A 26,826-nucleotide genomic window follows, 5' to 3' on the forward strand; every position below is an offset into this window, starting at 1 on the left:
CCGGTGCGCTCGGGACCGCTGGAGGTCTGCCTGCCGGGAACCCGGTTCCGCTACGTCTCGGGGACCCAGTAGCCGTACACCTCGTCGATCAGCGGCGGAGTCGGACTCGGCGGGAAACCCAGTTCCTCGGCCACCGGCATCAGGCGGGCGGTGAACGCCTCCATCGCCGCCTGCGACTCCCACAGGTCGATGACGCGTACGCCGTCGCCCGTCGCGATCGCCACATGAGCCAGGCATCCCGTCGCCGGAATCTCGCCGGACTGCACCCGCGCGGAGAGCTTGTCGTACTTCTCCGTGTCGACCCCCGTCAGATCGACCTGCATCAAAATGGCCATGACGGTCCTCCAGGTGTGCCGATGTCACCAGTGGGATGGCACCACTTCCATCCTGGCGCGTCGCACCAGCCACGCAACCGGGCCGTGCGCACGAGTCCCGGGTCCGGGCAGCAGTGCCCGAGGACCTGTGGGGGCGACACCGTGACACTGCCGCCCGGCGGCACACACAGCGATCGCACCGAACCGGGGCGATGACGGACGTACACCGGCCGACCGTACCGGGGGGGTTAGCACTACCGGGAGTGGCCGGGTGGCACGCTCGTCCCGGGCGGTCGCATCCGGAGATGCTGGGGCCGGCAAATCCCGCTGGTCCCCCAGAGATTCCGTAGGAGTTCGGCTCGTGCGACAGCAGGCATGGCAGAGGTTTCGTTCTTCCGGGCAGGCGCAGGACGGTCGGCGCAAGGTTGCGCCGGTCGCCGCCGCGATGGCAGTCGGCGTGATCGCGATGGGGGTCCTGGTACCGCCCTCGGCGTCCGCCGGCGGCAGGCCGGACAGCGTCCGGCAGAGCCTGAGCGCGCTGGTGCGCTCCGACGACCTGCCCGCCGGGCTGGCGAGTGTCCGGGACCGTGCCGGCCACACCCGTACCTACACCGCGGGAGTGGGCGACGCCGCCACCGGCGCGAAGGTGCCCGAGGACGGTCAGGTGCGGATCGGCAGCAACACCAAGGCGTTCACCGCGGTGGTCGTGCTGCAACTGGTCGGCGAAGGCCGGATCGACCTCGATGCCAAGGTCGACACCTATCTCCCGGATCTGGTCCGCGGGGAGGACATCGACGGACGCAACATCACCGTCCGTCAACTGCTGCAGCAGACCAGCGGTCTGCCCAACTACAGCGACCATCTCGGCGAGGAGGTCCGATACTTCGCGCCCCGCGAACTCGTCGACATCGCCCTCCGGTACAAAGCCGACTTCGCCCCCGGGAAGAAGTGGGCGTACAGCAACACGAACTACGTACTGGCCGGCCTGATCGTCGAGAAGGTCACCGGCCGGCCCCTCGCCCAGGAGATGGACCGACGCATCATCAAGCGCATCGGGCTGCGGCACACCTACTTCCCCGCCCCCGGTGATGCCACGATCCGAGAGCCCCACCCCAAGGGCTACTACCGCGATGCGCCCGGCGCGCCGCTGCGCGACATCACGGAGATCGACCCGTCCTGGGGCTGGGCGGCAGGTCAGCTGATCTCCACCAACTCCGACCTCAACCGGTTCTACACCGCGCTCCTGGCCGGCCGACTCCTCCCGCCGGCCCAACTCGCCCAGATGCGCACCACCGTTCCCGCCGAAGCCACCTTCGGTCCCGGTGCCCGCTACGGACTGGGGCTCGTGAGCAAGCCGCTGCCGTGCGCGGACGGCCGCCTCTACTGGGGCCACGGCGGCAGCTTCCCGGGCTACGAGACCCGGGGCGGAGCCACCGACGACGGCCGCGCCGTCAACGTCGCGGTGACCATGCAACTGTCCGGCGAGGCAGCCAGGGAGCGTGTCGACACCGTCGTGAACACGGCCCTGTGTCGCTGAACCGTATGTGAGGGGGGCCGTCCGGCCGGGTGCGCGGACGCACTCGGCCGGACGGTCCCTTAACCGGCCCGGCGGCGGGCCGCGGTCACCCTCGACCGGCCCCGCGCCGCGTCGTGCCGAGCAGGAACAACCAGGCCACCACCGCGATCCCGGCGCCCGCGAGGTACATCGTGGCGGCACCGCGGGTCAGCACCGTCCCACCGATCGCGGTGCCCAGCGCGATGCCCAGGTATATCGCGGACGCGTTCAGCGACACCACCAACGGCACCTCCTGGGGTGCCGCCTCGATCAGCCGGTGCTGCTGTGGGGGAGTCTGCGCCCACGAGGCGGCGCCCCACCCGAACACCAACACGCCGACCAGGGCCGCCGGCGGATCGCCTGCCGCCGGGCCGGCCAGGACGACCAGGACGGCCTGCGCCACGGCCATCACCGGATAGATCACCGCCAACACCGGCAGCGGGCCGCGGCGATCGGTGACCTGCCCGGAGCCCAGGTTGCCCAGCACCGCGCCCGCGCCGTACAGAACCAGCATCCACGCGACCGCCGAACCGGTCACCCCGACCGCGGCCAGGGCGGGCACGCTGTAGGCGTAGGCGGTGTACGCGGCGGTCATGCCCAGCACGGTCAGCGGCAGCACCGTCAGCACCCCGGGCCGACGCAGCACCGCGAGCCGCGCCCGCAGCGGCACCCGTTCGGCGCCCGGCAGCGCGGGCATGATCACGCGGACCGCGACGGCGATCAGCAGGCACAGCCCGGCGACGCCGGCCAGGGCGATCCGCCAGTCGGTCAGCCGGCCGAGAGCGGTGCCCGACGGCACCCCCAGGGCGCTGGCCGCGGTGAGCCCGCCGATCACCACGGCCAGCGCCCGGCCGCGCAGTTCGGGACGGACCAGGGCGGCGCCGACCGCTCCCGCGTTCGGGGTGAACGCCGCCGCGCCGACGGCGGCGCACACCCGCGTGAGGATCAGCACCGGCAGGTCGGGCGCGAGTGCCGAGCCGAGGTTGGCCACCGCCAGCACCAACAGGGCGCCGACCAGCAGGCCGCGGCGGGGCAGCCGCGCGGTGAGCGTGGCCAGGATCGGCGCGGCCACCGCGTACGCCACCGCGAAGACGGTCACCGACTGCCCGGCCGCGTTCTCCGACACGTGCAGCGAACCGGCCATCTCGGGCAGGAAGCCGGCCACGACGAACGCGTCCGTACCGACGGCGAAGGTGCCGAGCGCGAGCACGAGGATCGAAACGAGCCCACGGGAACCCGGTTCGGCCGGGGCCGAGGTCGAGTCCGGCGCCCGCGCCGGTGTCGGCGTCCCGGGCGGGCGGGTCGTCGAGGTCTCGGACATGGTTCGCCTCCTGATGTGATGAATGAACGGGACATGCAATGTCCCGATTCAGCTCCTGCGAGGAGAGACAGAGAGAAGAGAAGACAAGGGGGTCGTGGAGTTGCGGAAGATCCGACGCGACCGGCTCAGCCGGCCATTCGGGCATATCTGCGCCGGGCCCGCTCCGCCGCCGTCGGCGAGGCCGCCGCGAGGGCGTCGGCGAGTGTGCGCCCGGCGAGTTCACGTCGGTAGACGAGTTCGGCCTGGCGCATCAGCGTGCTCACCCCGCATGCGACCCGGAACTCGGCCGCCGCCGGGTCGATCCCGTCGCCGCGCTGCCGGATCTCGGTGCAGCGGAACAGGTCGTCCGGACCCTCGACCGCCACCACCACGTCCAGCAGGGTGATCGCCTCGGGTCGGCGGGCCAGCAGGAAGCCGCCGCGCGCACCGGCGCTGGAGGTCAGGATCCCGGCCCGCACCAACGCCTGGAGTCGCTTTTTGAGATAGGCGGGAGGCAGTTCGAACCACGTGGCGAGCGTCGCCGTCGAGACCGGCCCCTCCGCCTCCAGCCAGGCCAGCACCAGACAGCAGTGCAGTCCCCACTCCACGCCCTCGCCCATGTGCATGGTCGGGATATTACACGTCCCGATTTCCTGGGTGATCGCCAAGCGCGTGGTGTGCGAGACGCGAACAGGGCATACGTGGGAGATGTGCCCGCCCGAGGGTCCCGAGGGCCACCCGAGAGCTCCGAGGCCCACCGGAGTCCGGGGAGAGAAGAAAGGAGCCGCATGCCGTCGGAAGTCGATCTCGCCGCGGCGCTGTCCAGGGTCAAGGAGAGCGAGACCTCACTGATCGCCCAGGTCCTGCGCACCACCGTGGCGGCGGTGACCTCGTACGTCGCCGCGCTGTTGCTGGCCGGCGCCGATCCACAGCCGATCCTGGCCCCGCTCACCGCGCTCCTGGTCGTCCAGGTCACCTCGTACGCGACCTTCACCACCGGCGCCCAGCGGGTGGCCAGCGTGGTCTCGGGGGTCCTGATCGCGGTGCTGTTCAGCGAGGCCGTCGGGCTCAACTGGTGGAGTCTGACCCTGCTGCTGTTGGCCTCGCTCGGTCTGGGGCACCTGATCCGGCTCGGCGACTCGATCAACGAGGTGGCGATCAGCGCGATGATCGTGCTCGGCGTCAGCCAGGTCGCGGACACCGCGTGGGACCGGGTTGCGGAGACCCTGATCGGCGCGGCCGTCGGCATGGTGTTCTCCCTGGTGTTGGCACCGCCCGTGCACGTGCGGCCCGCGAACGAGGCGGTGTTGTCCGCCTTCGACGCGCTGATCCGGCTCCTGGACACCATGGCCGGGGAACTCGACGACGACCTCGGCCACGACCGGGCGCACGGCTGGCTGGAGGAGGCCCGCCGGATCGACCGGGACATCGTGCGGGTGGACGCGACGCTGTCCACCGCCGAGGAGGGCACCCGGTTCAACCCGCGCGGCCGGCGGGCCACGGTGCGGGTGCTCGCGCTGCGCAGCGGTCTGGACACCGCCGAGATCAGCGCGGTGGCGCTGCGCATGGCGTGCCGGGCGCTGGGTGGCCTGTATGCGCGGGGCGAGCGGGGCGAACCGGCCTACGCCGAGATCCCGTTGGCCACCGTGCAGTCGCTGCGCAGCCTGTTCCGCTCGCTGGCCGCGCTGTTCGCCGCGTACAGCCACCTGGTGGTGCTGCACGGCCAGGATCTCCCGGAGGACTCCGCCCGGGCCGAGGACAGGCTGCGCGACCGGCTGGCCGAGGCGGACGCGGACCGCTCGCGGACCGAGGCGATTCTGCTCGCCGACTCGATCGAGAACCCGGACCGCTGGGAGTTGTACGGCACCCTGCTGACCGCGGTCGACAAGCTCATCGACGAGACCCGACCCGCGGGCACCCCGGGCGACCTGGCGCAGCGGATCGACGAGCGCCGCCGGCGGCTCGCCGCGGAGCGCCGACTGCGGGCCGCGGTCGTCCGGCCCGGCCCGGCGGTGCGCGAGCGCATCCGCCGGGCGGTGGCGCCCACCGACCGGCTGCTGCGGGTCCCGCGCCGGCTGCACCGACACACGCTGCGCCGGCGCAGGTGACGGATCCCGGCGCCCGGGCGGCCGGGTACGGCAGGCCGGCCGGTGCGCGAGCCCCGCACCGGCCACCCCTGGGCCCGGCCTGAGCTCACCCCCGTGTACGAGCTCATGCCGAGCGGCGGGGGCCGGGTGTCCGGGGCAGGCCCGGCGAACCGCCGTGGGTCCAGCCAAGCAGCCCGGCTCCGCGGAGGCATCCCGTCCCGGGTGGAGGGGTGGCTGCAACCGGCGCGGTAGCCGAACGGAACGGGTCACCCCCCGGAGTAGTCGCATCCGGACGCCGCGCCGGCCCGGGCCGCAGGGGCACACGTAACCTGTGAAGCCCCGAAGCCAAGGACCGGACACCGTGCGGCACAGCCCCGAAGAACAGCTCATCCACACCGTCGCGGCAGCCGGCGAGCCGTTCGGCCTCGCCTTGGCCGGCGTCCGGGGCCTGCGCCGGCACGGCCTGTCGGACCGGGACGGCGACGGCGTCGACTTCGCCCTCGCCGCCCGCGACGCCGGGAGGCTCACCGCCGCCCGCACCGCGATCGCCGCGGCCCTGACCGAGCGGGGGTGCCGCGTCTCCGTCGACGGCAGGGCCACCGGCAAGGCGTTCGTGCGGATGAACGTGCGGCCCGCCGGGGCCGGGCGCGGCACGCCGCTCACCCTGCACGTCGCGCCCCGCACCCACGAGCCCGTCGTCGTGGCCGGCGTTTCGGTGCTGCATCCCGACGACCTCGCCGCGGCCAAGCTGGTCACCCTGGTCCTGCGCTCGCAAGTGCGGGACGCCTTCGACGTCTTCGCGCTCGCCGACCGCTACGACCCCGACCGGCTGATCGACCTGGCCCTGGCGCACGATCCGGAGCTGCGTGCCGAGGACTTCCTGACCGCGTTCAAGCACGTCACCGAGCGCGAGGAGGTCGAGTTCAGCCGGTTCGGCGCGCCGGCCGCGCGCGTCGCCGCCGTCCGCGCCTGGTTCCAGGAGCGATTCACCGAGCTCTCCGCCCGGCACAGCCGCCCGATCGCCGCCGCGCTCGACCCGAAGGTGCTCGCCAAGCTCGCGGCGTTGGCGGAGTTCGCGGGGCCGGCGGCCCCGACGGAGCGACCGTCCGGCGACGGACCCGGGTGACCCGGGCCGTCGCAGCCGCCATGTCCGTCGATCAGCGCCGGCCGCCGGGTGTGACCAGGCCGGTCTCGTAGGCCAACACCACCGCCTGGGCCCGGCTGGAGAGGTTCAGCTTGGCCAGCGCGCGGTTGAAGTGCGTCTTGACCGTCGACTCGGTGACCACCAGCGTGCCGGCGATCTCGTTGTTGGCCATGCCCCTGCCGACCAGGCGCAGCACCTCCAACTCCCGTCCGGTCAACGCCTCCAGGTCGGGCGGCACGTCGCCACCGCCGGCGGCGTCGGCGAAGGAGACGTAGGTCTCGATCAGCCGCCGGGTGACACTGGGCGCGAAGAGCATGTCGCCGGCCATCACCGCATCGATCGCGGCCAGCAACCGCTGCGGGCCGATCTCCTTGAGCAGGAACCCGGACGCGCCGGCCCGCAGCGCGGCATAGACGTACTCGTCCAGATCGAACGTGGTCAGCACCACGATCCGGGGCGGTGTGCCCTCGGCGGCGGCCAGGATGCGTTCGGTGGCGACCACGCCGCTCACCCCGGGCATCCGGATGTCCATCAGGATCAACTCGGGCCGCAACTTGGCGGCCATGTCGACGGCCTCGGCCCCGTCGGATGCCTCCCCGACCACCTCGATCCCCGGGGCCGCGCGTAACAACGCGGCCAGTCCCGCCCGGATCAAGACCTGGTCGTCGACCACCAATACCTTGGTCACCCCGTCGTTCCTTCCGTCACGTCGGTACGAGGCGGCCTAGACGTCCCCCGCGCTCCCGACGGGCTCGGCCGGGATCGGCAGGACGAGGACGACCTCGAATCCCCCTTCGGGTCGCCGTCCCGCAACGAGCGTCCCGCCGTAGAGCTTGGCGCGCTCGGACATGCCGATCAACCCGTGCGCCGCCACCCCACCGATTGTGCCCGGATCCGACCCGTGCGGTGCGACTATCGGCCCCTCGCCGCCGTCGTCGGTCACGGTGATGCGCAAGTGGTGTGGCCCATAGTCCACCAAAAGGTCCACCCGGGCGGTTCGGGCGTGCTTGAGCACGTTGGTCAGGGCCTCCTGGACGATCCGGTACGCGCACAACTCGATGCCCGGCGACAACGGGCGCTCGATGCCCACCGTCCGGCGTCGCACGTCGACTCCCGCCGCCCGGATCCGGCGCACCACCTCGTGCAACCGGGCCAGACCCGGCGCCGGATCCAGCCGATCGTCGGCGGTCCGCCCGCGCGCGGCGTCCGGCGGCGCATCCTCCGGGTTCGTCTCCTCGCCGTCCGCCCGCAGCAGCATCAACATCCGGCGCATCTCGTCCAGCGTCTCGCGCGTGGTCTCGCCGATCGTGCGCAACGCCGCCTCTGCGGTGGGCGGATCGGAGGTGAGCACATACTCCGCCAGGCCCGCCTGCACCGAGATCACCGACACGTGGTGGGCGACCACGTCGTGCAACTCGCGGGCGATGCGCACCCGTTCGTCGGTCACCGCGCGCCGGGCCCGAGCCTCCTGCTCGCGGGCCAGCCGGGCCGTCAACACCGCGTACTGCGCGTTGCGTTCGCCCAGCCGCCGGGCCGCGATGCCGAACCAGCAGATCCCCGGCGGGATGACCAGGGCCTGGGCGACGACGGTGGCCATCGAGCCGCCGTCCGCGGCCAGTCCGGCGTACAGCCAGGTCGCGCTCACCGCCGGCACGCACCAGAGCAGGACCCGGACGGGACGGTGCGCGGCGACGGTGTAGATCGCCATCAGCGTGCCGAGGGAGTTCACCACCGGCCAGTAGCCCAGGGCGATGTACCAGACCTGGAGGGTGAGCACGACCAGCAGGACCGGGATCGGAGCACGTCGGCGCAGGATCAGCGGCAGGTTGATCACCACGATCAGCACGAAGCCACACGTGTCGGTCCTGCGCCAGTTTCCGGTGGGATCCTCGCGGGCCAGCAGCAGGCTGACCACGATGTAGGACAACGCCAGGATCGCGTCCACCACGATCGGCGGAAGGATGAAGGCCTGCCTACTCCACAGCGTTCGCGCCCGCATCGGCGCAGCGTAGCCCGCAATCGAGGGTCGGTCGTCAAACCCACGGTCCACTTGCGTCTACCGCGCTGGTTGTAGACGGCGACGGACCCGGACGTCGCCGGACACATCCGGCGCCGACCGGACCGCCCCGGCACGGTTGTGCAGGGATCGCGCCATGCTTTGGCAGATGTTGCCGTCGTGGACGCGGCCTGCACAGCATGTACTGAACACCGATCGCCCGTCCCGGACGGGCCGGGCCGTACGCGTGTCGAAAGGTGTGCCGTGGCGGAGGCGTGGTGGGACGGCGAGGACGTCGACGGGCCCGAGGCTGTGGTCGCCCGGCTGGACGGTGTGGACTACCTGGCCGGGGACGGCATCGGCACCGCCGCCTGGCTCGCGCTGCGGATGGGCCGGCCGCTGCTGGTGGAGGGCGAACCCGGGGTGGGCAAGACCGCACTCGCCCAGGCCCTGTCGGACGCGTTTCGCGTACCGCTGTTCCGGCTCCAGTGCTACGAGGGCCTGGATGCCTCGCAGGCGCTGTACGACTGGGACTTCCCGCGTCAGATGTTGCACCTGCGGGCGGCCGGCGCGGCGGGCGAGACCGATGCCGCGACCCTGGAGGCCGGGCTGTACGACCGGCGCTACCTGATCGCCCGGCCGGTGCTGCGGGCGATCGAGGCGGCACCGGCGGTGCTGCTCGTGGACGAGGTGGATCGGGCCGACGACGAGTTCGACGCGTTCCTCCTGGAGGTACTGTCCGATTTCGCGGTGACCGTGCCCGAACTGGGCCGGATCGCCGCGAAGGTGCCGCCGCTGGTGGTGTTGACGTCCAACCGCACCCGCGAACTGCACGACGCGCTCAAGCGGCGCTGCCTCTACCACTGGCTCGACCACCCCGACCACGCGCACGAGGTGGCGATCGTGCGCCGCCGGCTGCCCGAGGTGAGCGCCCGACTGGCCGAGGACGTGGTCCGCGCCGTCGGCCGGCTGCGCGCGACCGACCTGGTCAAGCCGCCCGGTGTGTCCGAGACGCTGGACTGGGCCTGTGCACTGCTCGTGCTGGGCGTGCGCGACCTGGACCCGGACAGCGCGGCACGCACCCTGGGCACGGTGCTCAAGCATCGCGAGGACCTGGACGCCATCCACACGGCCGGGCTCGGCCGGCTGCTCGCGGCGGGCGACTGAGATGGCCGGGCCCCGCCCGCTCGACGCCGCCACGGTGCGTGCCGCCGCGGCCGCGCCGACGCGCCGCGACGGGGTGGAGACCCTGGTCGCCTTCGCCCGCACGGTCCGGGCCGCCGGTGTCGCGGCCGACCCCGGGCGGGTGCAGGTCTTCCTGACCGCCGCGGCCGAGCTGGGCGCCGACGGGCGGGCGGGCACGTACTGGGCGGGTCGGCTCGCGCTGTGCTCGGGCCCGCAGGAACTGGCCCGCTACGACGCCGCGTTCACCGCGTACTTCGGCTGCGAACAACCGCCGCCGGGCCGCCGTAGGCCCGCCGTGGACATCGAGCGCGCGGTCGGCCTGCCGGGCATCGAGCAGGCCCCGGAGTCCGGCGAATCCGAGCCCGAACCCCGGGTCGCGGCGGCCGACCGCACCGAGGTCCTGCGCCGGCGCGACATCGCCGCGCTGGATCCGGCCGGGCGCGCCGAACTGCGCCGCCTGCTCGCGCTGCTGCGCCCGGCCGCGCCGATGCGCCGCACCCGGCGTCGGCGGCCGGCCCGACACGGCCGGATCGACCGCACCCGCACGGTGCGCGCGGCGCTGCGAACCGGCGAGGTGGACCGGCTGCGGCACACCGAGCGGGTCGTGCGGCCGCGCCGGCTGGTGCTGCTGCTCGACGTCAGCGGCTCGATGGCACCGTACGCGGACGCGCTGCTGCGGTTGGGCCATGCCGCGGTTCGTCGGCGCCGCGGTACCGAGGTGTTCACCATCGGTACCCGGCTGACCCGGATCAGCCGCGAGCTGGGCCACACCGACCCGGATCGGGCGCTGGCCGCCGCGTCCGCCGTGGTGCCCGACTTCAGCGGCGGCACCCGGCTCGGCGATCAGCTGCACGCGTTCCTGGCGGGCTGGGGCCGACGCGGCGTGGCCCGCGGCGCGGTGGTGGTGATCGCCTCCGACGGGTGGGAGCGCGGCGACCCGGACCGGCTCGCGGTGGGCATGGCCCGGCTGCATCGGCTCGCCCATCGGGTGATCTGGGTGAATCCGCACCGGGCCCGGGAGGGGTATCAACCCCTTGCGGGCGGTATGGCCGCGGCTCTGCCGTACGTTGACGACTTTGTCGCCGGGCACAGCCTGGCGGCGCTGGAGGAATTGTGTGCACTGCTGGTCGACGAGCGACGGACCGGGTGAACGACGATGCGTGAACTGCTCGACCGACTGGAGACGTGGTATCGGGACGGGCGCACCTTCGCGCTGGCCACGGTGGTGTCCACGCTGCGCAGCGCCCCGCGCGACGCGGGCGCGGTGATGGCGGTGTCCGCCGACGGTGTGGCGCTGGGCAGCGTGTCGGGCGGGTGCGTCGAGGGCGCGGTGTACGAGTTGGCGCTGGAGGTCATGGCGCAGGGGCGGCCGCGCACCGCCGCCTACGGCATCAGCGACGACGACGCGCTGATGGTGGGTCTGACCTGCGGCGGCACGCTGGAGGTGTACGTCGAGCCGGTCGACCCGGTGCGGTATCCGGAGTTCCCCGAGCTGATCGCCGCGCTGCGCGAGGGTCGGCCGCTCGCGGTGGCCACCGTGGTCGCCACGCCCGACGCGGATCGGCTCGGCACCCGGGTGGTGGTCGGCGCGGACCGGGAGGCGGCCGGCGACGAGGAGAGCGGCCCGGTCGTGCTCGCGCTGCGCGAGCTGCTCGCGGCCGACCGGACCACCCTGGTCCGCGCCGACGGCGAGGCGCTGGTCCCGGTCGAGGCGCTGGGCGTGCGGCAGGACGAGATCGTCTTCGTGCGCTCGTACGTGCCGCGCCCGCGCCTGCTGGTGTTCGGCTCCAACGACTACGCGGTGGCGATGGCCCGGATGGGCGCGTTGGCCGGATTCCGGGTGACCGTGTGCGACGCGCGCCCGGTGTTCGCGACGGCGGAGCGTTTTCCGGACGTCGACGAGCTGGTGGTGGACTGGCCCGACCGCTATCTCGCGGGCACCCGGGTGGACGGGCGTACGGCGGTGTGCGTGCTCACCCACGATCCCAAGTTCGACGTGCCGGTGCTGGTCCGGGCACTGCGGCTGCCGGTCGCCTACGTCGGCGCGATGGGCAGTCGACGTGCGCACGCGGACCGGCTGGTCCGGCTGCGCGAGGCGGGCGTGACCGAGGCCGAGCTGACGCTGCTGCACTCCCCGATCGGCCTGGACCTGGGCGCACGCACACCGCAGGAGACCGCGATCGCGGTACTGGCCGAGATCATCCAGGCCCGGCACGGCGGCTCCGCCCGCCCGCTGTCGCTCACCGACGGCCGCATCCACCGCTGAACCCACGCGGCGCAGCACCGCGGGCCGGGCGGCCGGGCCGAGCACCACACGGCCGAGGAACACCGGCCGGGCACCACGTGGGCGAGCAGCACACGGCCGAGCAGCGAAGTCCGGCATCCACCCGACCGAGCAGGCCGGGCACCGCACGACCGAGCACCACAGGCCGGGCACCACACGACCGAGCACCTCAGGCCGGGCACCACAGGCCGGGCACCACACGACCGAGCACCTCAGGCACACCACTGGGCACCTCAGGCAGAACACCACACCCGAAGCGGAGCGCCACGCACGAAGGAGCCCGCCGCGCGAATCGCGTGGCGGGCTCCTTCCGTCGTATGCCTCAGCCGATCGGCGGGGCCGCCTCGGCCAGTGCCTCGATCGCGGCGACGAAGCAGTCCGCCGGCGGGGTGACCAGACCCGCGCCGACCTGGCCGGTGCCCGCGACCTTGCCGGCGATGCCGGTGTTGATCTGCGGCAGGATGCCGGTCCGGACCACCTTGGTCACGTCGATCCCGGTCGGTGTGCCGCGGAAGTCCAGCACCGGGATCTGGTAGGCCGGGTTCTCCGCGAGGGTGATCTCGTACATCCGCCGGGTCGCGGCCAGCGCGTCGTCCACCTCGCCGCCGATGAACCGCACGATCGCCGGCGCCGCGGCCATCGCGAAGCCGCCGATGCCGGCGGTCTCGGTGATCGCCGAGTCGCCGATGTCCGGGTTGGCGTCGTCCGGGCCGTAGGCGCCCAGGTACAGGCCGTCCGGGACCTCGGCGGGGCCGGTGTACCAGCGGTCGCCGGTGCCGGAGACCTGGATGCCGAAGTCGGTGCCGTTGCGGGCCATCGCCACCACGAGCGAGGAGCCGGGCACGTCGCGGCCGGCGTCCATCGCCAGCTTGCAGGCGGGCATGTCCAGGTTCAGGAAGAAGTGGTCGTTGCCGCCGACGAAGCGGGCGGCCTCGGCGATGTCCGAGGTCGGCGCGCCGCTGTCGATCATGTTCGGCAGCAGTTCGCGCAGCAGCATCAGGGTGCCCGCGCGGTTGCGGTTGTGGCCCTCGTCGCCCATCTGCAACATCTGCGCGATGATCGCCCGGATGTCGATCGGCTCGCCCGCACGCACCGCGGTGCGCAGCAGCGGGCCCAGCACCGCCGACATCCAGCGCAGCCGGTCGATCACCTCGGTCCCGTACGCGCCGTAGCGCAGCACCTTGCCCAGGCCCTCGTTGAGCGAGCACCACGCGCGGGTGCCGTGGGTGGTGTCCTCCAGCTCGAACATCCACATCGACGGGCTGACCACGCCCGCCATCGGCCCCACCGCGTGGTGGTGATGGCACGAGTCCAGCTCGGCGTGGCCCTCGGCGAGGAACTTCTCCGCCGCCTCGGGCGAGTCGGCCAGGCCCTCGAAGAGCACCGCGCCGATCAGCGCGCCGCGCATCGGACCCGACGCCCGGGCCCAGTCGATCGGCGGTCCGGCGTGCCGGAACTGACCGGCCGTCAGGCCCAGTGCCTCGCTCGCGGGCTTGACGTCCACCAGGTGCGGCGTGGACGCCAGGACCCGCTCGATCGCGACCTTGTTGGCCGCCTCGCGGCGCGCGTCGGCAAGCACCGTGGCCAGCGCGTCGGCGGTGCCGGGCAGCGGCGGGCGCCAGTCGACGGCGGTCACCGGTACGGCCTGGGCGGCCAGCGCGTCGGCGAGCAGTTCGGCGCCGACGGTCACCACCGACGGGTCGCGGGTCAGCAGCGCGCTGCCTCGGGGGTTGGGAGCACTCACGCGTCGAGCCCTTCTACGATCGCCACGGCGCGCCGGGCGGCCTCGGCATTGGACAGGTGGACCTCGGCGCCGGCGGCGGTCAGCGTGCGGGCCTGGGCCTCCAGGTCCTGCGGGTCCAGGTCGGTGCCGCACAGCGAGATCAGTACGGTGGGCGCGTTCGGGCCGGCCGCGCGCAGCACCTCGGCCAGGTCGGCGGCCGGGTCCGGGTGTGCGCCGTGGCCGAGCACGACGTCCAGGAGTACGACGGCGCAGGCCGGGTCGGCCAGTTCCTCGGCGAGTCGCTCCAGGCGCAGACTGGGGTCGATCATCGGGTGCGGGCGACCCGCGGTCAGCCCGTCGTCGCCGAAGTCGATCATCAGGTGCCCGGCAGTGTGCAGATCCGCGGGCAGCGCCCAGTCGGCGCGCAGCGGGATGTTGGACGCGATCGGCCCGAGCCGGTCGGCGGCGATGATCATCGCCTCGTCGCACAGCGTGCCGCCGCAGAACAGCCCGCGCAGCGCGCCGGTGCGGGCGGGGGCCGCGGGCTCGGGTCGCCAGACCCGGTCCTGGACGCCGGCGTGGCCGATCGCGGCCAGTGCCTTGGTCGCGGCGGCGGTCAGGTCTTCGCGGCCCTGGCCGAGGAAGGCCAGTTGCACCGGGGTGGTCAGCGTCGCGGCGTAGCGCTCGACCTCGGCCGCGACCGAGTCGGCCGGCGGCTTGGAGACCACCACGATCAGCTCGGTGGCCGGGTCCGCGTCCAGCATCGCCAGCGCCTGGCGGGTCGAGCGGGCGCCGACCGCCTCGCTCAGGTCGCGTCCGCCCACGCCCAGGCAGTGGCTGACGCCGCTGCCGGCCGCGTGCAGCAGGCACATCAGTTCCTGCGAGCCGGTGCCGGAGGCGGCCACGATGCCGATCGGGCCCGGACGCACCGAGTTGGCGAAGCCGAGGCCGACCCCGCCGACCAGCGCGGTGCCGCAGTCGGGGCCCATCACCAGGAGTCCGCGTTCGCGGCCGAGGTCCTTGAGTCGGATCTCCTGCTCGACGGGCACGTTGTCGCTGAAGATCAGCACGTCCAGGTCGGCTTCGAGGGCGTCCATCGCCTCGGCGAACGCGTGCGGCCCGGGCACCGAGATCAGGGCCAGGCTCGCGCCGGGCACGGCGCCCGCGGCGGTGCGGATCGTGCGCGGCGGGACTCCGGCGGCGGAGCCGATCCCGGTGCCGCCGCCGGTGGACAACACGAGGGCCTCTTCGAGCACCTCGCGGGCACGCCGCAGCGCGTCCTCGTCGTCGGCCCGGATCGCCACGATCAGGTCGTTGGGTCCGGCGCCGTCGGGGGTGTCGAAGCCCATGCCCGCCAAGAGGCCGACGTTGAGTTCCGTCGCCATGGCGACGAGCGCCTTGGTCACCCCGTCCACCGCGGATACCGATCGGCTCACCTGCATCAGGCTGACCGAGTCTCGGTATGTTCCGCGGCGCAGCTCAAGCGCGCTGCTCACGGGCGCTCCTTCCTTCGGGGTACGGGAGTTCGGTTCCGTCGCCGAGCCCGATCGGGGCTGCGGCCACGGCTGGTACGGCGCCTGCGTCGGCCGCCTCGGCCCCGGCCAGGACGCCGTGGGCGAGGTCCGCGCCGGAGGTGTGTCCCACCGTCAGCAGGTGGTGCAGGCGAGGAAGTACGTCGGTGCCGCGGCCGACCGCGCCGATCAGGTCGACCAGTTGCGCGCAGCCGTCGCCGCGGGCGGCGTGGCCGAGCAGGGCGGCGGACAGGTCGGTGGTGCGGCCGGGGGCGTGCGCCGCGACGCGCGCCCCGAGGGCGTCCGCGTGCCGGGCGCCGGTGGGTTCGGGGTCCAGCAGGCGCCGCGCGAGCAGGAAGCCGCACAGCGCGTCGTCGCCACTGGGGGTCAGGCCCGGGCCCAGGCCGATCAGGCGCAGCGCGGCGGCGCCGGCCCGCTCGGGGTCGGTCGCCGCGTACCGCCCCAGGTCGGCCAGGTCGGTTCGGGCCCGGTCGGACAGGCCGGTGCGTACCGGCGCCAGTGCGGTGCGCAGCGCGGCGCGGCCGGCCCGGCGGGTGTCGGTATCGCCCGGTGCGGGCGGGCGCGGCGGGGTCCACCAGCGGACCGCGGTCACGCCCAGCGCCCCCAGGCGCACCCCTCCGTCGCCGATTCGGGCGTCGGTGCGGCCGGCCAGTGCGGGGAAGGGGGAGGCCGCGGTGCGGGCGGCGAGCACGAGGGCGTTGGGCAGCCGGACCGCGTCGTGGGTGCACAGCGCGAGCACGGTGCCGTCCGGATCGGCCAGGTAGATCGCGGCCGGGAAGACGCCGAGCACCCGGGCGGGTCGCGCCGGCCGCTCCAGTGCGGCACGGATGCGCACCGACGCCGAGCCCGGCACAGCCGTCGGCGTCACCGTCGCCGTCGGCGATGGATCGCCGTGTGCTCCCGGGTGTACCACGATGGTGCCTCCCGGGAACGGTGCGGAATCGAAGCGACGGAAACGAAGCGGTGCGGAACCGAGGCGATACGGAACGAAGCGGTGCGCGCCGATGGTGAACGCGGTGTGGTCGCGGCCCCGGGGTCGGGTGAGCGGCGGTGCGGCCGCTCACCCGAACGACTTGAATCGGACCGGCTCTATGTCTGTTGTGAACGTAATCCAATGGCTATGGTCCTCGAATGGAGCAAGTTGCCAACCTTGACGCACTTAATTCGCGTAATTTGCCAAGTCCTGGTGGGAGCCCCGGGGGCGTGCGAACCGCGAGTACCGGCACGCTCGTTCGCGGCGTCTCGGTCCGCGACGTGCTGAGCCTCTCCAGCCTGTCCGGCGCCCGGCTGATGGCCGGCGAGCGCGGACTGGACCGCGTCGTGCAGCGGCTCAACGTGATGGAGGTCCCGGACATCCTGCCCTGGACCAAGCCGCACGAACTCCTGCTGACCACCGGCTACCCGCTGCGCGAGACCCCGCAGTCGTTGTGTGACCTGGTCACCGAGCTGGAATCGCGCCGGCTCGCCGCGGTGGGCATCAAGTTGGGCCGCTACCTGGACGAGTTGCCCGCCGACATGCTGGACGCCGCCGACCGGGTGGGCCTGCCGATCATCCGGCTGCCCGACGACGTCGCCTTCGACGACATCCTCAACCAGGTGCTCACCGACATCCTCAACCGGCAGGCCGCGGTGCTGGCCCGCTCCGAGGAGGCGCACCGCGCGCTGGTGAGCGTGGTGCTCGCGGGCGGCGGCCTGGAGGCGATCACCGACGAGCTCAGCCGGCTGCTCGGCGGCACCGTCATGGTCACCACGCCCGACGGCCGACTGCTGGCCTCCTCCGCCTCGGAGGCTGTCGGCAAGGGGTCCGGGCGCGGCGTGTTCGACGCCACGGGCCGGTTCCGGGTCGAGCGCTTCAAGCACGGTGCGCGGGCCCTGGAGGAACCGGCCGCGGGGGTGGCCCTGGTGCCGATCCTGGCCGGCGCCCTCGACCACGGCCGGGTCGTACTGATCTCCGCCGGACGCACGCTCGACGAGAGCGACATCCAGGTGTTGGAACGCGCCGCCGCCACCGCGGCGCTGGTGATCACCAAGGAACTCGCGGTCGCCGCGGTGGAGAGCAAGTACCAGGGCGACTTCATGCGCGACCTGCTGGCCGGCCGGGCCGGCGACCCGGCGCACACCGTACGGCACTGCGCGTCGCTGGGTTGGGCGATCGACCGTCCGTTGACCGTGGTGGTCGCGCAGCTCGAACCCGGCGAGGGCCCCGACCCGGAGAGCGACGACCTGCGGCCCGCACACGAACGCTTCGCCACCGCGTGGGGCATCGTCGTGCGCGAACGCGATCCGCGTGCGGCCGTGGTCGGCTACAGCCAGGAGGTCGTGGTGGTGATGGGCGCCTCCGAGCGCACCCCGCCCGGCGAACTGGTCCGGCACATGGTCGCCCAGGTCTCCGGCGACGGCGGCGGCGGACGCCGCTCGTTCTCCACCGGGGTCAGCCGCGTGGTCACCGACCCGGCACTGCTGCCCGAAGCCTACGAACAGGCCCGCCGCGCGGCCAAGGTCGGCCGGCAGATGCACGGCCCGGGCGGCATCGCCGACTTCGACAGCCTGGGCGTGTACCGCCTGCTCAGCCTGGTCCCCGACTCCGCCGAACTGACCAGTTTCATGCGCGAGACGCTCGGGGAACTGGCGAGTCGCGAGGACGAGGAGACCACCGATCTGCGCACCACCCTGGAGGTGCTGCTCGACACCAATCTCAACGTGGCCGAGACGGCCCGCATCCTGCATTTCCACTACAACACGCTGCGCTACCGGATCGGCAAACTGGAACGGCTGCTCGGCGCCTTCACCACCGATTCGCATCTGCGGCTCAACATCATGCTGGCGCTCCAGGTGCGCCGCATGCGCGGGCTGTAGCGTGACGCGCACGTACGGAGAGACCCTTGGTTGTTCATCCATACGCCGACACACGAAGGCAACAAACCTTGGGTGAATTCCACAACACCGCCTGGCCGGCTCTGTCAGCTATCACCCAAGCCGCAGTGTCCGACCCGTCCATAACCTTCCCCCAACCTCGTGGCGAGAACGGCGAACACCACCGGATCGCGCTCACCGTGCCGGGTCGTGCGACAGCGAATCGTCCTCGCACCCCCCTACGCCTGGAAGGCGGCTGAACATGGCACTCGGCTTGGGATGGAAGCTCTACGGGGACGGCAGTACCCCACCTCCGGGTGAGGTCGTACGCCCCGACGAACGGCTCTCGTGGGGTCGGACCATCGGTCTGGGCGCACAGCACATCGTCGCGATGTTCGGCGCGACATTCGTATTCCCGGTGGTCATGGGCCTGGACCCGAACCTGGCGATCATGATGTCGGGTCTGGCCACGGTGGTCTTCCTGCTCATCGTGCAGGGCAAGATCCCCAGCTACCTGGGCACCAGCGCCGCGTTCGTCGGCGCGGTCGCCACCATCCGCGCCTCCGGCGGATCCAGCGCGACCGTGACCGGATCGATCCTGATCGCCGGCGCCGTGCTCGCGCTCGCCGGTCTGCTGATCCACCTGCTCGGCGCCGAACTCGTCAACAAGGCGCTGCCGCCGGTGGTCACCGGCGCCGTGGTGCTGCTGATCGGCTTCAACCTGGCGCCCGTGGTGGCCGAGGTGTACTGGCCGCAGGACCAGTGGATCGCCATCCTGACGATGACCGCCGTGATCGCGATGACCGTGCTGTTGCGCGGTTTCTGGTCCCGGATCGCGATCTTCCTCGGCCTGGTCTTCGGCTACGCGATGTCGTGGCTGTTCGACAAGGGCTTCGGGCAGATCACCTCGGTCCAGCCCGGTCAGCACGACGGCAAGGAATTCGCGCACGACCGGGTCGACTTCTCCGGCGTCACCTCCGCCGACTGGTTCGGGCTGCCCTCCACGCACGCCCCGGACTTCAAGACCTCGGCGATCCTGGTCGCGCTGCCCGCCGTGATCGCGCTGATCGCGGAGAACGCCGGCCACGTCAAGGCGGTCTCCGAGATGACCGGCGCCGACCTGGACGGCAGCCTGGGCAAGGCGATCACCGCGGACGGCCTGGGCACCATGATGGCCAGCGCGGTCGGCGGCTCGCCCACCACCACCTACGCCGAGAACATCGGCGTCATGGCCGCCACCCGGGTCTACTCCACCGCCGCCTACTACGTGGCCGCCGTGGTCGCCGTGCTGTTCGGCCTGTGTCCCAAGTTCGGCGCACTGATCGCGGCCACCCCCGGTGGCGTGCTCGGCGGGATCACCGTCGTGCTCTACGGCATGATCGGCCTGCTCGGCGCCAAGATCTGGATCGAGAACAGGGTCGACTTCGCCAACCCGATCAACCTGGTCCCGGTCGCGGCCGGCGTCGTGATCGGCATCGGCGGCGTCGCGATCAAGTTCAACGACGACTTCACCATCGAGGGCATCGCGCTGGGCACGATAGTCACCCTGGTGATCTACCACGTCCTGCACGCCCTGGCCCCCGCACACATGCGCGACCCCAAGTCCCCCGCCGACGTCGAACTCGAGGGCGGCACCGCGCTGTCCCTGGGCACCGTGGAGGAACACCGGGCCGCGGACCGGTCGTCGGCCGGCTCGACCGCCGCTCCGCCGACGAAGACGTCGCCGCCGAGCTGACGGCCGACCCACCCGACGCGCACCACCGCACGCGAACATCAGGAGGAGACGACACCGTGAAGCCGCCGGCATTCCGATATCACGCACCGACCGATCTCGCCGAGGCGCTCGACGCACTCGACGCGGTCGGCCACGACGGAAAGGTCCTCGCCGGCGGCCAGAGTCTGATCCCGATGCTCAACATGAGACTCGCCGCCCCGGCCCACCTGGTCGACATCAACGGGCTCGCCGAACTCTCCTACGTCCGCACCGACCCCGGCGGCGTCGCGGTGGGCGCGCTCGCCCGGCACGCCGAGGTCGAGGCGGACGAGGCCGCACACGCGGTCGTGCCCCTGCTGCGCCAGGGCCTGCGCCTGGTCGCCCACCCGGTGATCCGCAACCGCGGCACCACGGTGGGCAGCCTCGCGCACGCCGACCCCTCCGGCGAGATGACCGCCGTACTGGCCCTGCTCGGCGGCTCGATGACGCTGGCCCGCAAGGGCGCGACCCGCACCGTCGCCGCCGAGGACTTCTTCCTCGGCCCGCTGGAGTCGTGCATCGAGGCCGGTGAACTGGCCGTGGCCGCCCACTTCCCGCGCCTGCCCGGCCGCACCGGCACCGAGTTCGTGGAAATCGCCCGCCGGCACGGCGACTACGCGATGTGCGGCGTCGCGGCGGCGGTCACCGTCGACGACGATCTGCGGATCGTCTCGGCCCGCGCCGCCTACCTCTCGCTCTCCCCCGTCCCGCTCGTGCTCGACCTGACCGACGCGCTGATCGGCCGCACCGCGGACACCGCCGACTGGACCGACGCCGCGACGCTCGCGTCCTCCAGCCTGGAGCCCGAACCGGACATCCACGCCACCGCCGAATACCGCGCCCAGCTGGCCGGCGTACTCACCGTCCGCGCCCTGCGCACCGCCACCGAACGCGCGGCGTCGACCGACCCGAACCCCACCGCACCGAGCAGCACCGGCACCGACGAGCGGAGCGCCCGATGACCGAGACGCAGATCCCCACCGAGCAACGCCTCGACATCCGGCTGAGCGTGAACGGCGTCCTGCACACCGCCACCGTCACCCCGCGCCGCCTGCTCTCCGACTGCCTGCGCCACGATCTGGGGTTGACCGGCACGCATGTGGGCTGCGAGCACGGCGTGTGCGGCGCATGCACGATCCAGGTCGACGGCAAGCCGATGCGCGGCTGCCTGATGTTCGCCGTCAGCGCGCAGGGCCACGAGATCACCACGGTCGAGGGACTGGCCGACGCCGACGGCACCATGCACCCGGTGCAGCAGGCCTTCCGCGAGTGCCACGGCCTCCAGTGCGGATTCTGCACACCCGGCTTCCTGACCGTGGTCTCCGCGTTCCTGGAGGAGAACCCGACGCCCACCGAGGAGGAGGCCCGCGAGGCCATCTCCGGCAACCTGTGTCGTTGTACCGGGTACCAGAACATCGTGAAGTCGGTGCTGCGCGCCGCCGAGATCACCAACGAACGCCGGGCCGAGCAGTCCGACACGCAGTCCGACACGCAGACCGACGTGCCGGCCGGCGAGCAGGCCGAAGGGGACGCCCGATGACCACCAAGATGTTCGGCGCACCCGTACAACGCACCGAGGACCTGCGCCTGCTGGTCGGCAACGGCCGCTACCTCGACGACCTGGGCGAGGGCGCCTACGAGGCCGCGTTCGTACGCAGCCCGCACGCCCGGGCCCGGGTCACCGGGATCGACGTCACCGGCGCACTCGACGTCGACGGCCTGGTCGCGATCTACACCTACGAGGACCTGTCCGGCCGGGTCGCCGAACCGCTCCCGCTGCTCATCCCGCACCCCGCGCTCACCCACGGCCGCACCGCCTACCCGCTGGCCAAGGAGTTCGTCAACCACGTCGGCGAGGCCGTCGTGATGGTCGTCGCCCGGGACCGCTACCTGGCCGAGGACGCCTGCGAGCGGATCACCGTCGAGTACGAACCGCTGCCGCCGGTGGTCGGCATCGAGAACGCGTACCGCGCCGACCGCCTCGTCCACGACGACGTTCCCGGCAACTGCGCCGCGCACCTGGTCCAGGAGGTCGGCGACGCGCCCGCGGCGATCGCCGCCGCGCCCAACCGGCTGGAGCTGAAGCTCGACATCGAGCGCAGCGCGTGCATGCCGATGGAGGGCCGCGGCGTCTACGCCCGCTGGGACGCGGCCGACGCGAGCCTGCGCGTGTACACCTCCACGCAGACCTCCACCGGCGTGCGCGCGGCCGTCGCGGCCAAGCTGGACCTGCCGCTGGACCGGGTCGAGTGCGTGACCCCCGACGTCGGCGGCGGCTTCGGCGTCAAGATCGTGCACCCGTGGCCCGAGGAGATCCTGATCCCGTGGGCGGCCCGGCTGCTCGACCACGAGGTCAAGTGGACCGAGGACCGCCGCGAGCACTTCATCTCCGCCGCCCACGAGCGCGGCCAGTTGCAGACCGTGCGGGTCGGTTTCGACGACGACGGCCGACTGCTGGGCCTGGACGTGGAGATCCTGCACGACAACGGCGCGTACACGCCGTACGGGATCATCGTCCCGATCATCACCTCCACCCAGTTGCTCGGCCCGTACAAGCCCGGCGCCTACCGGGTGGACTTCCGCAGCCTCTACACCAACACGGTGATAGTCACCCCCTACCGCGGCGCCGGCCGCCCGCAGGGCGTGTTCGCGATGGAGCGCGCGATGGACGCGATCGCCGACCACCTGGGCAAGGACCGCACCGAGGTGCGCGCGGTCAACTTCATCAAGCCCGAGGAGATGCCGTACGACCACGGCCTGCTCTTCCAGGACGGCCGCCCGCTGATCTACGACTCGGGCGACTTCCCCGCCTCGCTGGACGCGCTCAAGAAGCTGGTCGGCTGGGACGAGTTCGAGACCTACCGGGCGCAGGCACGCGCCGAGGGTCGCCGGGTCGGCATCGGCGTCGCGTGCTACGTCGAGGGCACCGGCGTGGGCCCGTACGAGGGCGGCCACGTCCAGATCGAGACCACCGGCAAGGTCAACGTCGCCACCGGCCTGACCAGCCAGGGCCAGGGCCACCAGACGGTGTTCGCCCAGATCGTCGCCGACGAATTGGGCGTACCGCTCGAAGACGTCACGGTGACCACCGGCGACACCCGCCGATTCCCGTACGCCGTCGGCACCTTCGCCTCACGGGCGGCGGTGATGAGCGGCAACGCCATCGCCCTGGCCGCACGCAACGTCAAGGCCAAGGCGCTGCGGATCGCCGGCGAGGCATTGGAGGCCGACCCGCGCGACCTGGAGATCGTCGACGGTCACGTGCGGGTCAAGGGCAGCCCCGGCTCCTCGGTCGCGCTCGGCACGGTCGCGGTGTTGTCCAACCCGCTGCGCTACGCCTTCGACGAGGCCTCCCAGGCGGCCACCCAGCTCACCGGCGCCGCCGACTTCTCCAAGCCGCCGGTCGCCGAGGACGACGAACCCGGTCTGGAGGGCCGCGACTACTACTCGCCGCCGACCGCCACCTTCGCCAACGGGATGCACGCGGTGATCGTGGAGACCGATCCCGACACCGCCGAGATCCGCATCCTGCGCTACTGCGTCGTGCACGACTGCGGACACCTGATCAACCCGATGATCGTCGAGGGCCAGGTGCACGGCGGCGTCGCCCAGGGCGTCGGCGGCGCGCTGTACGAGCGCATGGAGTACGACGAGCACGGCCAGTTGGTCAACGCCTCGTTCATGGACTTCCTGATGCCGTACGCCAGCGAGATTCCCAAAATCGAGATCGACCACCTGGAGACCCCCTCCCCGCTCAACCCGCTCGGCATCAAGGGCGCCGGCGAGGCGGGCGTGATCCCCGCGGCGGCCGTGTTCGCCTCCGCGATCGAGGACGCCGAGGGCTTCCCGATCGTGCGGATGCCGATCCAGCCGTCCGAACTCTTCCACCTGCGCAAGCGGTTCGCCGCCGGCGAGATCCCGGCGCTGCGCCGGGGCGCCGACCATGCCGCCGGCACCCACCGTTAAGGAGCACGTCGCACCATGAAGGTCCAAGGAAACGCCATCCTGAACGCGCCGGCCGACAAGGTCTGGGCGGCGCTGAACGACCCGGCCGTACTGACCCGCACCATCCCCGGCTGCGAGAAGCTGGAGGAGACCGGCCCGGACGCGTATCGGATGACGGTGACGATGGGTGTCGCCTCGATCAAGGGCACCTACCTGGGCAACGTGCAGCTCACCGACCAGGTACCGCCGGGCTCGTTCATGCTCAAGGCGTCCGGCTCGGGCGGCCCGGGCACGGTCAGCGCCGAGGTCAAGGTGACCCTGGCGGACATCGACGGCGGCCGGACCCGGCTGGAGTACGACGCCGAGGCCGTGGTGGGCGGGGTCATCGGCGGGGTCGGACAGCGCATGCTGACGGGTGTTGCCAAGAAGACGGCGGGTGAGTTCTTCAAGTCGGTCGACAAGATCCTGACCGGGCAGACGCCGCTGACGCCGGTGCCTGCCGCGGTCAACGGAACTCCCGTGGTGGCGACGGCCGATGGCGCCGCGGTCGCGGATGCCGCGCCGACCGCCGCCGCGTATGCGGCCCCGACCTCCTCGCTCGGCGACGACTTCGCGAAGGGTGCCCTGTTCGGCGCGGCGGTGGCGCTGCTCGGCGCGATCGTCGGCGGCGTGATCGCCCGCCGTCGCTGATCGTCGGTCGTCGAATCGCTGGTCGCTGGTCGCTGTCGTTGGTGTGGGTTGTCGGTGCGGGTTGTCGGTGTCGGTCGTTGGTCGTTGGTCGATGATCGTTTCGGAAAGGAGTAGCCATGCGTGCGTTCACGGCGGCGGCCGTTCAGGTCGTGCCCCGGCCCGGACCGCTCACGGCGGCGGTGGTCGAGGCGAACATCGCCCATGCGCTGGACTGGGTGAGCCGCTGCGTCGAGTCCACCGGTGCCGAGTTGGTGGTGCTGCCGGAAAGCGTGACCACCGGCTTCACCCCGGCGCTGAGCGCCGAGGAGCTGTGGGATCTGGTCGACGACGTCCCCGGTGCGCTCACCGAGCCGTTCCAGGCGCGGGCCCGGGAGTTGGGCGTGCACCTGGTGTGGGGCACGTACGAGCGCGGTGACGACCGGGGCGTGGTGTACAACTCGTCCGTGCTGGCCGGGCCGGACGGCCGGGTCCTGGGCGTCTACCGCAAGACCCACCCGTTCGGGCCCGAACTGCGCTCGCGCGGCGGGTGGGTGACGCCGGGCGAGTACGTCAGCGTGGTGGAGACCGACCTCGGTCGGATCGGCATGATCATCTGCTTCGACGGCGACTACCCGGAGCTGAGCCGGATCCAGGCGGTGCACGGCGCGGAGATCATCTGCCGCCCGTCGGCCCTGCTGCGCTCCGCCGACTTGTGGGAACTCACCTGCCGGGCGCGGGCGTACGACAACCACGTCTACGTGATCGGCGCCAACGCCACGGGCAGCGACCCGGCCGGAGTGCTGTACTTCGGCAATTCGATGATCGTCACCCCGGGCGCCGAGGTGGTCGCCCGCGGCTCCTCGCACGAGGGCTGGGTCTCGGCCCGCCTGGACCCGGAGCGCGCGTTGGCATCGCTGACCCCGGGTTCCAACGTCCCCCAGGTCTTCGACCACCTGGCCGACCGCAATCTGGACCTGATCGCGAACTACGCGGACGACCTGGTCCGCCCGGCGAAGACCACCTTCCCGCACGGCTGACCCCCTTCCCGCCCGGCCGCCCGGCGTAGACCGGGCGGGCCGGTCGGCGGCGACTCCACGATCGTCGGCAACCACCGGCACGCCGCCGCGGGCGCCCGCAGAACGCACATCTCCCAGGGCCCGTCTCCGATCCCCCGCCGCGCACCGCGACGCGGGGGGGTCGAAGACGGGCCTCGGCGTTTTCCGGGCCGGGCGCCGCGCTGCCGGGTTCAGTTGCCGGAGGGGAACAGCGCGTCCTGGGCGGCCTGTTGGGCGGCGAAGAGGGCGCCTTGGAGGACGGCCGAGCCGCCGAGGGTGGTCGCGCGGACGACGGTGTCGACCGGGGAGAGTTCGGCGACCTTGGCCTGGACCCGCTCGGCGAGGTCGTCACCGCCGGCGTGGCCGAGTTCGCCGGCGAGGACGACGAAGCCGGGGTCGAGCACGGCGGTGACGGCGCAGACGCCGAGGGCGAGGCGTCCGGCGAACTCGTCCAGGAAGGCGGAGCCCGCGGGGCCGGCGGCCCGGGCGGCACGGACGACGGTGGCGCCGAGCGGCTCGACCGCCGCGTCGTGCGGGGTGTGGCCGGCCGGGATGAGGTGGCCGAGCCCGTGCCGTTCGGCGAGTTCGCATACGGCGGGTTTGCCGACGAGGGAGTGGAAGCCCCCGTCGCAGCCGTCGCGCGAGGGCAGGTCCTTGGTGCCGGGGACCGGCAGGAAGCCGAGCTCGCCCGCGCCTCCGGATGCGCCGCGGCGCAGTTTTCCGTCCAGGACGACGGCGGCGCCGACGCCGTTGGCGAGCCACATGAGCACGAAGGTCTCGTGGTCGCGGGCGACGCCGAGGCGGCGTTCGGCGAGGGCGGCGAGGTTGGTCTCGTTCTCCACCCGGACGATGGTGTGCAGGCGGTCCTGGAGGGCGCCGGCGAGGCTGCGGTGCCAGGTGGGAAGGCTCGGTACCTGGCGCAGTTCGCCGGTGGTGGGGTCGATCAGGCCGGGCGCGCCGATGCCGATGCTGTGCAGGCGGGTGGCGCCGGCGTCGCGTGCGGCGCGTTCGACGAGGGCGATGGTCTGGTCGACGGCCGCCTGTATGCCGTCGCCGGCGTCGATGGGTGCGGCGGCGTCGCCGAGGCGGGTGCCCAGGAGGTCGGCGATCACGACGCTCACGGTCTCGCTGCGGACGTCGAGCGCGGCCAGGTGCGCCATGTCGGCGACGATCCCGTACAGCCGTGCGTTGGGGCCGCGCCGGCCGGTCGCGGACTCGCCGACGTCGTGGATGAGGCCCGAGCTCTGTAGTCGCTCGACGAGGTCGGCCACGGTCGGGCGGGACAGTCCGGTGAGCGTCTTGAGCTGCCCCGCCGTCAGCGGGCCCTGCTGCTGGAGAAGCCGGAGGGCGAGCCGGTCGTTGTGGGCCCGGGCGGTGCTGGGGGAGGCAGGGGGCATGGGGTCGATCCTCGCAGATATTTCTTTCAGGCAG

22 protein-coding genes are annotated in these 26,826 nt (G+C 72.6%); 13 read left to right on the top strand and 9 right to left on the bottom strand.

Annotated features, from left to right (window positions below):
- Positions 1-50: 50 nt before the first annotated feature.
- Positions 51-335 (bottom strand): hypothetical protein, encoded by a 285-nt coding sequence (locus tag ACZOOI_RS35100; RefSeq protein WP_465283608.1) that lies wholly within the window; start codon positions 333-335, stop codon positions 51-53.
- A gap of 340 nt (positions 336-675) precedes the next feature.
- Between ACZOOI_RS35100 and ACZOOI_RS35105 the strand changes: the two genes are divergently transcribed.
- On the top strand, positions 676-1,851 hold the full coding sequence (locus tag ACZOOI_RS35105) for a serine hydrolase domain-containing protein (protein ID WP_465283609.1): 1,176 nt from the start codon (positions 676-678) through the stop codon (positions 1,849-1,851).
- A gap of 85 nt (positions 1,852-1,936) precedes the next feature.
- Here the strand turns inward: ACZOOI_RS35105 and ACZOOI_RS35110 are convergent, their stop codons facing one another.
- Both ACZOOI_RS35110 and ACZOOI_RS35115 read right to left on the bottom strand, forming a co-directional pair.
- Complete coding sequence (locus tag ACZOOI_RS35110) at positions 1,937-3,190, bottom strand: MFS transporter (RefSeq protein ID WP_465283610.1); 1,254 nt, start codon at positions 3,188-3,190, stop codon at positions 1,937-1,939.
- 125 nt (positions 3,191-3,315) lie between these two features.
- Positions 3,316-3,795 (bottom strand): RrF2 family transcriptional regulator, encoded by a 480-nt coding sequence (locus ACZOOI_RS35115; protein ID WP_465283611.1) that lies wholly within the window; start codon positions 3,793-3,795, stop codon positions 3,316-3,318.
- 162 nt (positions 3,796-3,957) lie between these two features.
- On the opposite strand from ACZOOI_RS35115, the gene ACZOOI_RS35120 reads away from it, so the two are divergent.
- Together ACZOOI_RS35120 and ACZOOI_RS35125 are read left to right on the top strand one after the other, a co-directional pair.
- Positions 3,958-5,277: an FUSC family protein gene (locus ACZOOI_RS35120; RefSeq protein WP_465283612.1), complete on the top strand. Its 1,320-nt coding sequence runs from the start codon at positions 3,958-3,960 to the stop codon at positions 5,275-5,277.
- A gap of 340 nt (positions 5,278-5,617) precedes the next feature.
- Positions 5,618-6,382 (top strand): nucleotidyl transferase AbiEii/AbiGii toxin family protein, encoded by a 765-nt coding sequence (locus tag ACZOOI_RS35125; protein WP_465283613.1) that lies wholly within the window; start codon positions 5,618-5,620, stop codon positions 6,380-6,382.
- Between the two features lie 31 nt (positions 6,383-6,413).
- Here ACZOOI_RS35125 and ACZOOI_RS35130 read toward each other — a convergent pair whose 3' ends face one another.
- Positions 6,414-7,088 (bottom strand): response regulator, encoded by a 675-nt coding sequence (locus ACZOOI_RS35130; protein ID WP_396006304.1) that lies wholly within the window; start codon positions 7,086-7,088, stop codon positions 6,414-6,416.
- Positions 7,089-7,124: 36 nt separating this feature from the next.
- On the bottom strand, positions 7,125-8,399 hold the full coding sequence (locus tag ACZOOI_RS35135; RefSeq protein WP_465283614.1) for a sensor histidine kinase: 1,275 nt from the start codon (positions 8,397-8,399) through the stop codon (positions 7,125-7,127).
- 261 nt (positions 8,400-8,660) lie between these two features.
- Here ACZOOI_RS35135 and ACZOOI_RS35140 point away from each other — a divergent pair, with 261 nt between their 5' ends.
- From ACZOOI_RS35140 to ACZOOI_RS35150, 3 genes are read left to right on the top strand one after another with little or no spacing between them, the layout of a single operon-like run.
- Positions 8,661-9,563 carry an AAA family ATPase gene (locus tag ACZOOI_RS35140; RefSeq protein ID WP_465283615.1) on the top strand — a complete coding sequence of 301 codons (903 nt, stop codon included), beginning with the start codon at positions 8,661-8,663 and terminating at the stop codon, positions 9,561-9,563.
- Position 9,564: 1 nt separating this feature from the next.
- Positions 9,565-10,731 carry a vWA domain-containing protein gene (locus ACZOOI_RS35145; RefSeq protein ID WP_465283616.1) on the top strand — a complete coding sequence of 389 codons (1,167 nt, stop codon included), beginning with the start codon at positions 9,565-9,567 and terminating at the stop codon, positions 10,729-10,731.
- 6 nt (positions 10,732-10,737) lie between these two features.
- Entirely contained in the window at positions 10,738-11,847 is a 1,110-nt protein-coding gene (locus ACZOOI_RS35150; RefSeq protein WP_465283617.1) for an XdhC family protein, read from the top strand.
- A gap of 340 nt (positions 11,848-12,187) precedes the next feature.
- Here ACZOOI_RS35150 and ACZOOI_RS35155 read toward each other — a convergent pair whose 3' ends face one another.
- Genes ACZOOI_RS35155 through ACZOOI_RS35165 form a run of 3 tightly spaced genes read right to left on the bottom strand, consistent with a single transcriptional unit; the run spans position 12,188 to position 15,955 of the window.
- On the bottom strand, positions 12,188-13,609 hold the full coding sequence (locus tag ACZOOI_RS35155) for a YlbE family protein (RefSeq protein ID WP_391583852.1): 1,422 nt from the start codon (positions 13,607-13,609) through the stop codon (positions 12,188-12,190).
- Positions 13,606-15,084, bottom strand: a complete 1,479-nt coding sequence (locus ACZOOI_RS35160) for an FdrA family protein (RefSeq protein WP_465283618.1) — start codon at positions 15,082-15,084, stop codon at positions 13,606-13,608. Before ACZOOI_RS35160 ends, ACZOOI_RS35155 begins: the two co-directional genes overlap by 4 nt.
- Positions 15,068-15,955: an oxamate carbamoyltransferase subunit AllH family protein gene (locus tag ACZOOI_RS35165; protein ID WP_465283619.1), complete on the bottom strand. Its 888-nt coding sequence runs from the start codon at positions 15,953-15,955 to the stop codon at positions 15,068-15,070. Before ACZOOI_RS35165 ends, ACZOOI_RS35160 begins: the two co-directional genes overlap by 17 nt.
- Before the next feature lie 368 nt (positions 15,956-16,323).
- Here ACZOOI_RS35165 and ACZOOI_RS35170 point away from each other — a divergent pair, with 368 nt between their 5' ends.
- The 7 genes from ACZOOI_RS35170 to ACZOOI_RS35200 all read left to right on the top strand — a co-directional run bounded on the left by ACZOOI_RS35170 (position 16,324) and on the right by ACZOOI_RS35200 (position 25,377).
- Positions 16,324-17,976 carry a PucR family transcriptional regulator gene (locus ACZOOI_RS35170; RefSeq protein ID WP_465283620.1) on the top strand — a complete coding sequence of 551 codons (1,653 nt, stop codon included), beginning with the start codon at positions 16,324-16,326 and terminating at the stop codon, positions 17,974-17,976.
- A gap of 259 nt (positions 17,977-18,235) precedes the next feature.
- Complete coding sequence (locus ACZOOI_RS35175; protein ID WP_465283621.1) at positions 18,236-19,708, top strand: uracil-xanthine permease family protein; 1,473 nt, start codon at positions 18,236-18,238, stop codon at positions 19,706-19,708.
- Between the two features lie 56 nt (positions 19,709-19,764).
- Entirely contained in the window at positions 19,765-20,688 is a 924-nt protein-coding gene (locus ACZOOI_RS35180; RefSeq protein WP_396006295.1) for an FAD binding domain-containing protein, read from the top strand.
- On the top strand, positions 20,685-21,266 hold the full coding sequence (locus tag ACZOOI_RS35185; RefSeq protein ID WP_465283622.1) for a (2Fe-2S)-binding protein: 582 nt from the start codon (positions 20,685-20,687) through the stop codon (positions 21,264-21,266). The genes ACZOOI_RS35180 and ACZOOI_RS35185 overlap by 4 nt, the downstream gene beginning before the upstream one ends.
- Entirely contained in the window at positions 21,263-23,692 is a 2,430-nt protein-coding gene (cutA, locus tag ACZOOI_RS35190; RefSeq protein WP_465283623.1) for an aerobic carbon-monoxide dehydrogenase large subunit, read from the top strand. Before ACZOOI_RS35185 ends, cutA begins: the two co-directional genes overlap by 4 nt.
- 15 nt (positions 23,693-23,707) lie before the next feature.
- Positions 23,708-24,361, top strand: coding sequence for an SRPBCC family protein (locus ACZOOI_RS35195; RefSeq protein ID WP_465283624.1), 654 nt, complete (start codon positions 23,708-23,710; stop codon positions 24,359-24,361).
- A gap of 116 nt (positions 24,362-24,477) precedes the next feature.
- Positions 24,478-25,377, top strand: a complete 900-nt coding sequence (locus ACZOOI_RS35200; protein ID WP_465283625.1) for a carbon-nitrogen hydrolase family protein — start codon at positions 24,478-24,480, stop codon at positions 25,375-25,377.
- Between the two features lie 209 nt (positions 25,378-25,586).
- Here the strand turns inward: ACZOOI_RS35200 and ACZOOI_RS35205 are convergent, their stop codons facing one another.
- Positions 25,587-26,792: an ROK family transcriptional regulator gene (locus ACZOOI_RS35205; protein ID WP_465283626.1), complete on the bottom strand. Its 1,206-nt coding sequence runs from the start codon at positions 26,790-26,792 to the stop codon at positions 25,587-25,589.
- Between the last annotated feature and the right edge of the window lie 34 nt (positions 26,793-26,826).

Source organism: Embleya sp. L77 (assembly GCF_055557415.1).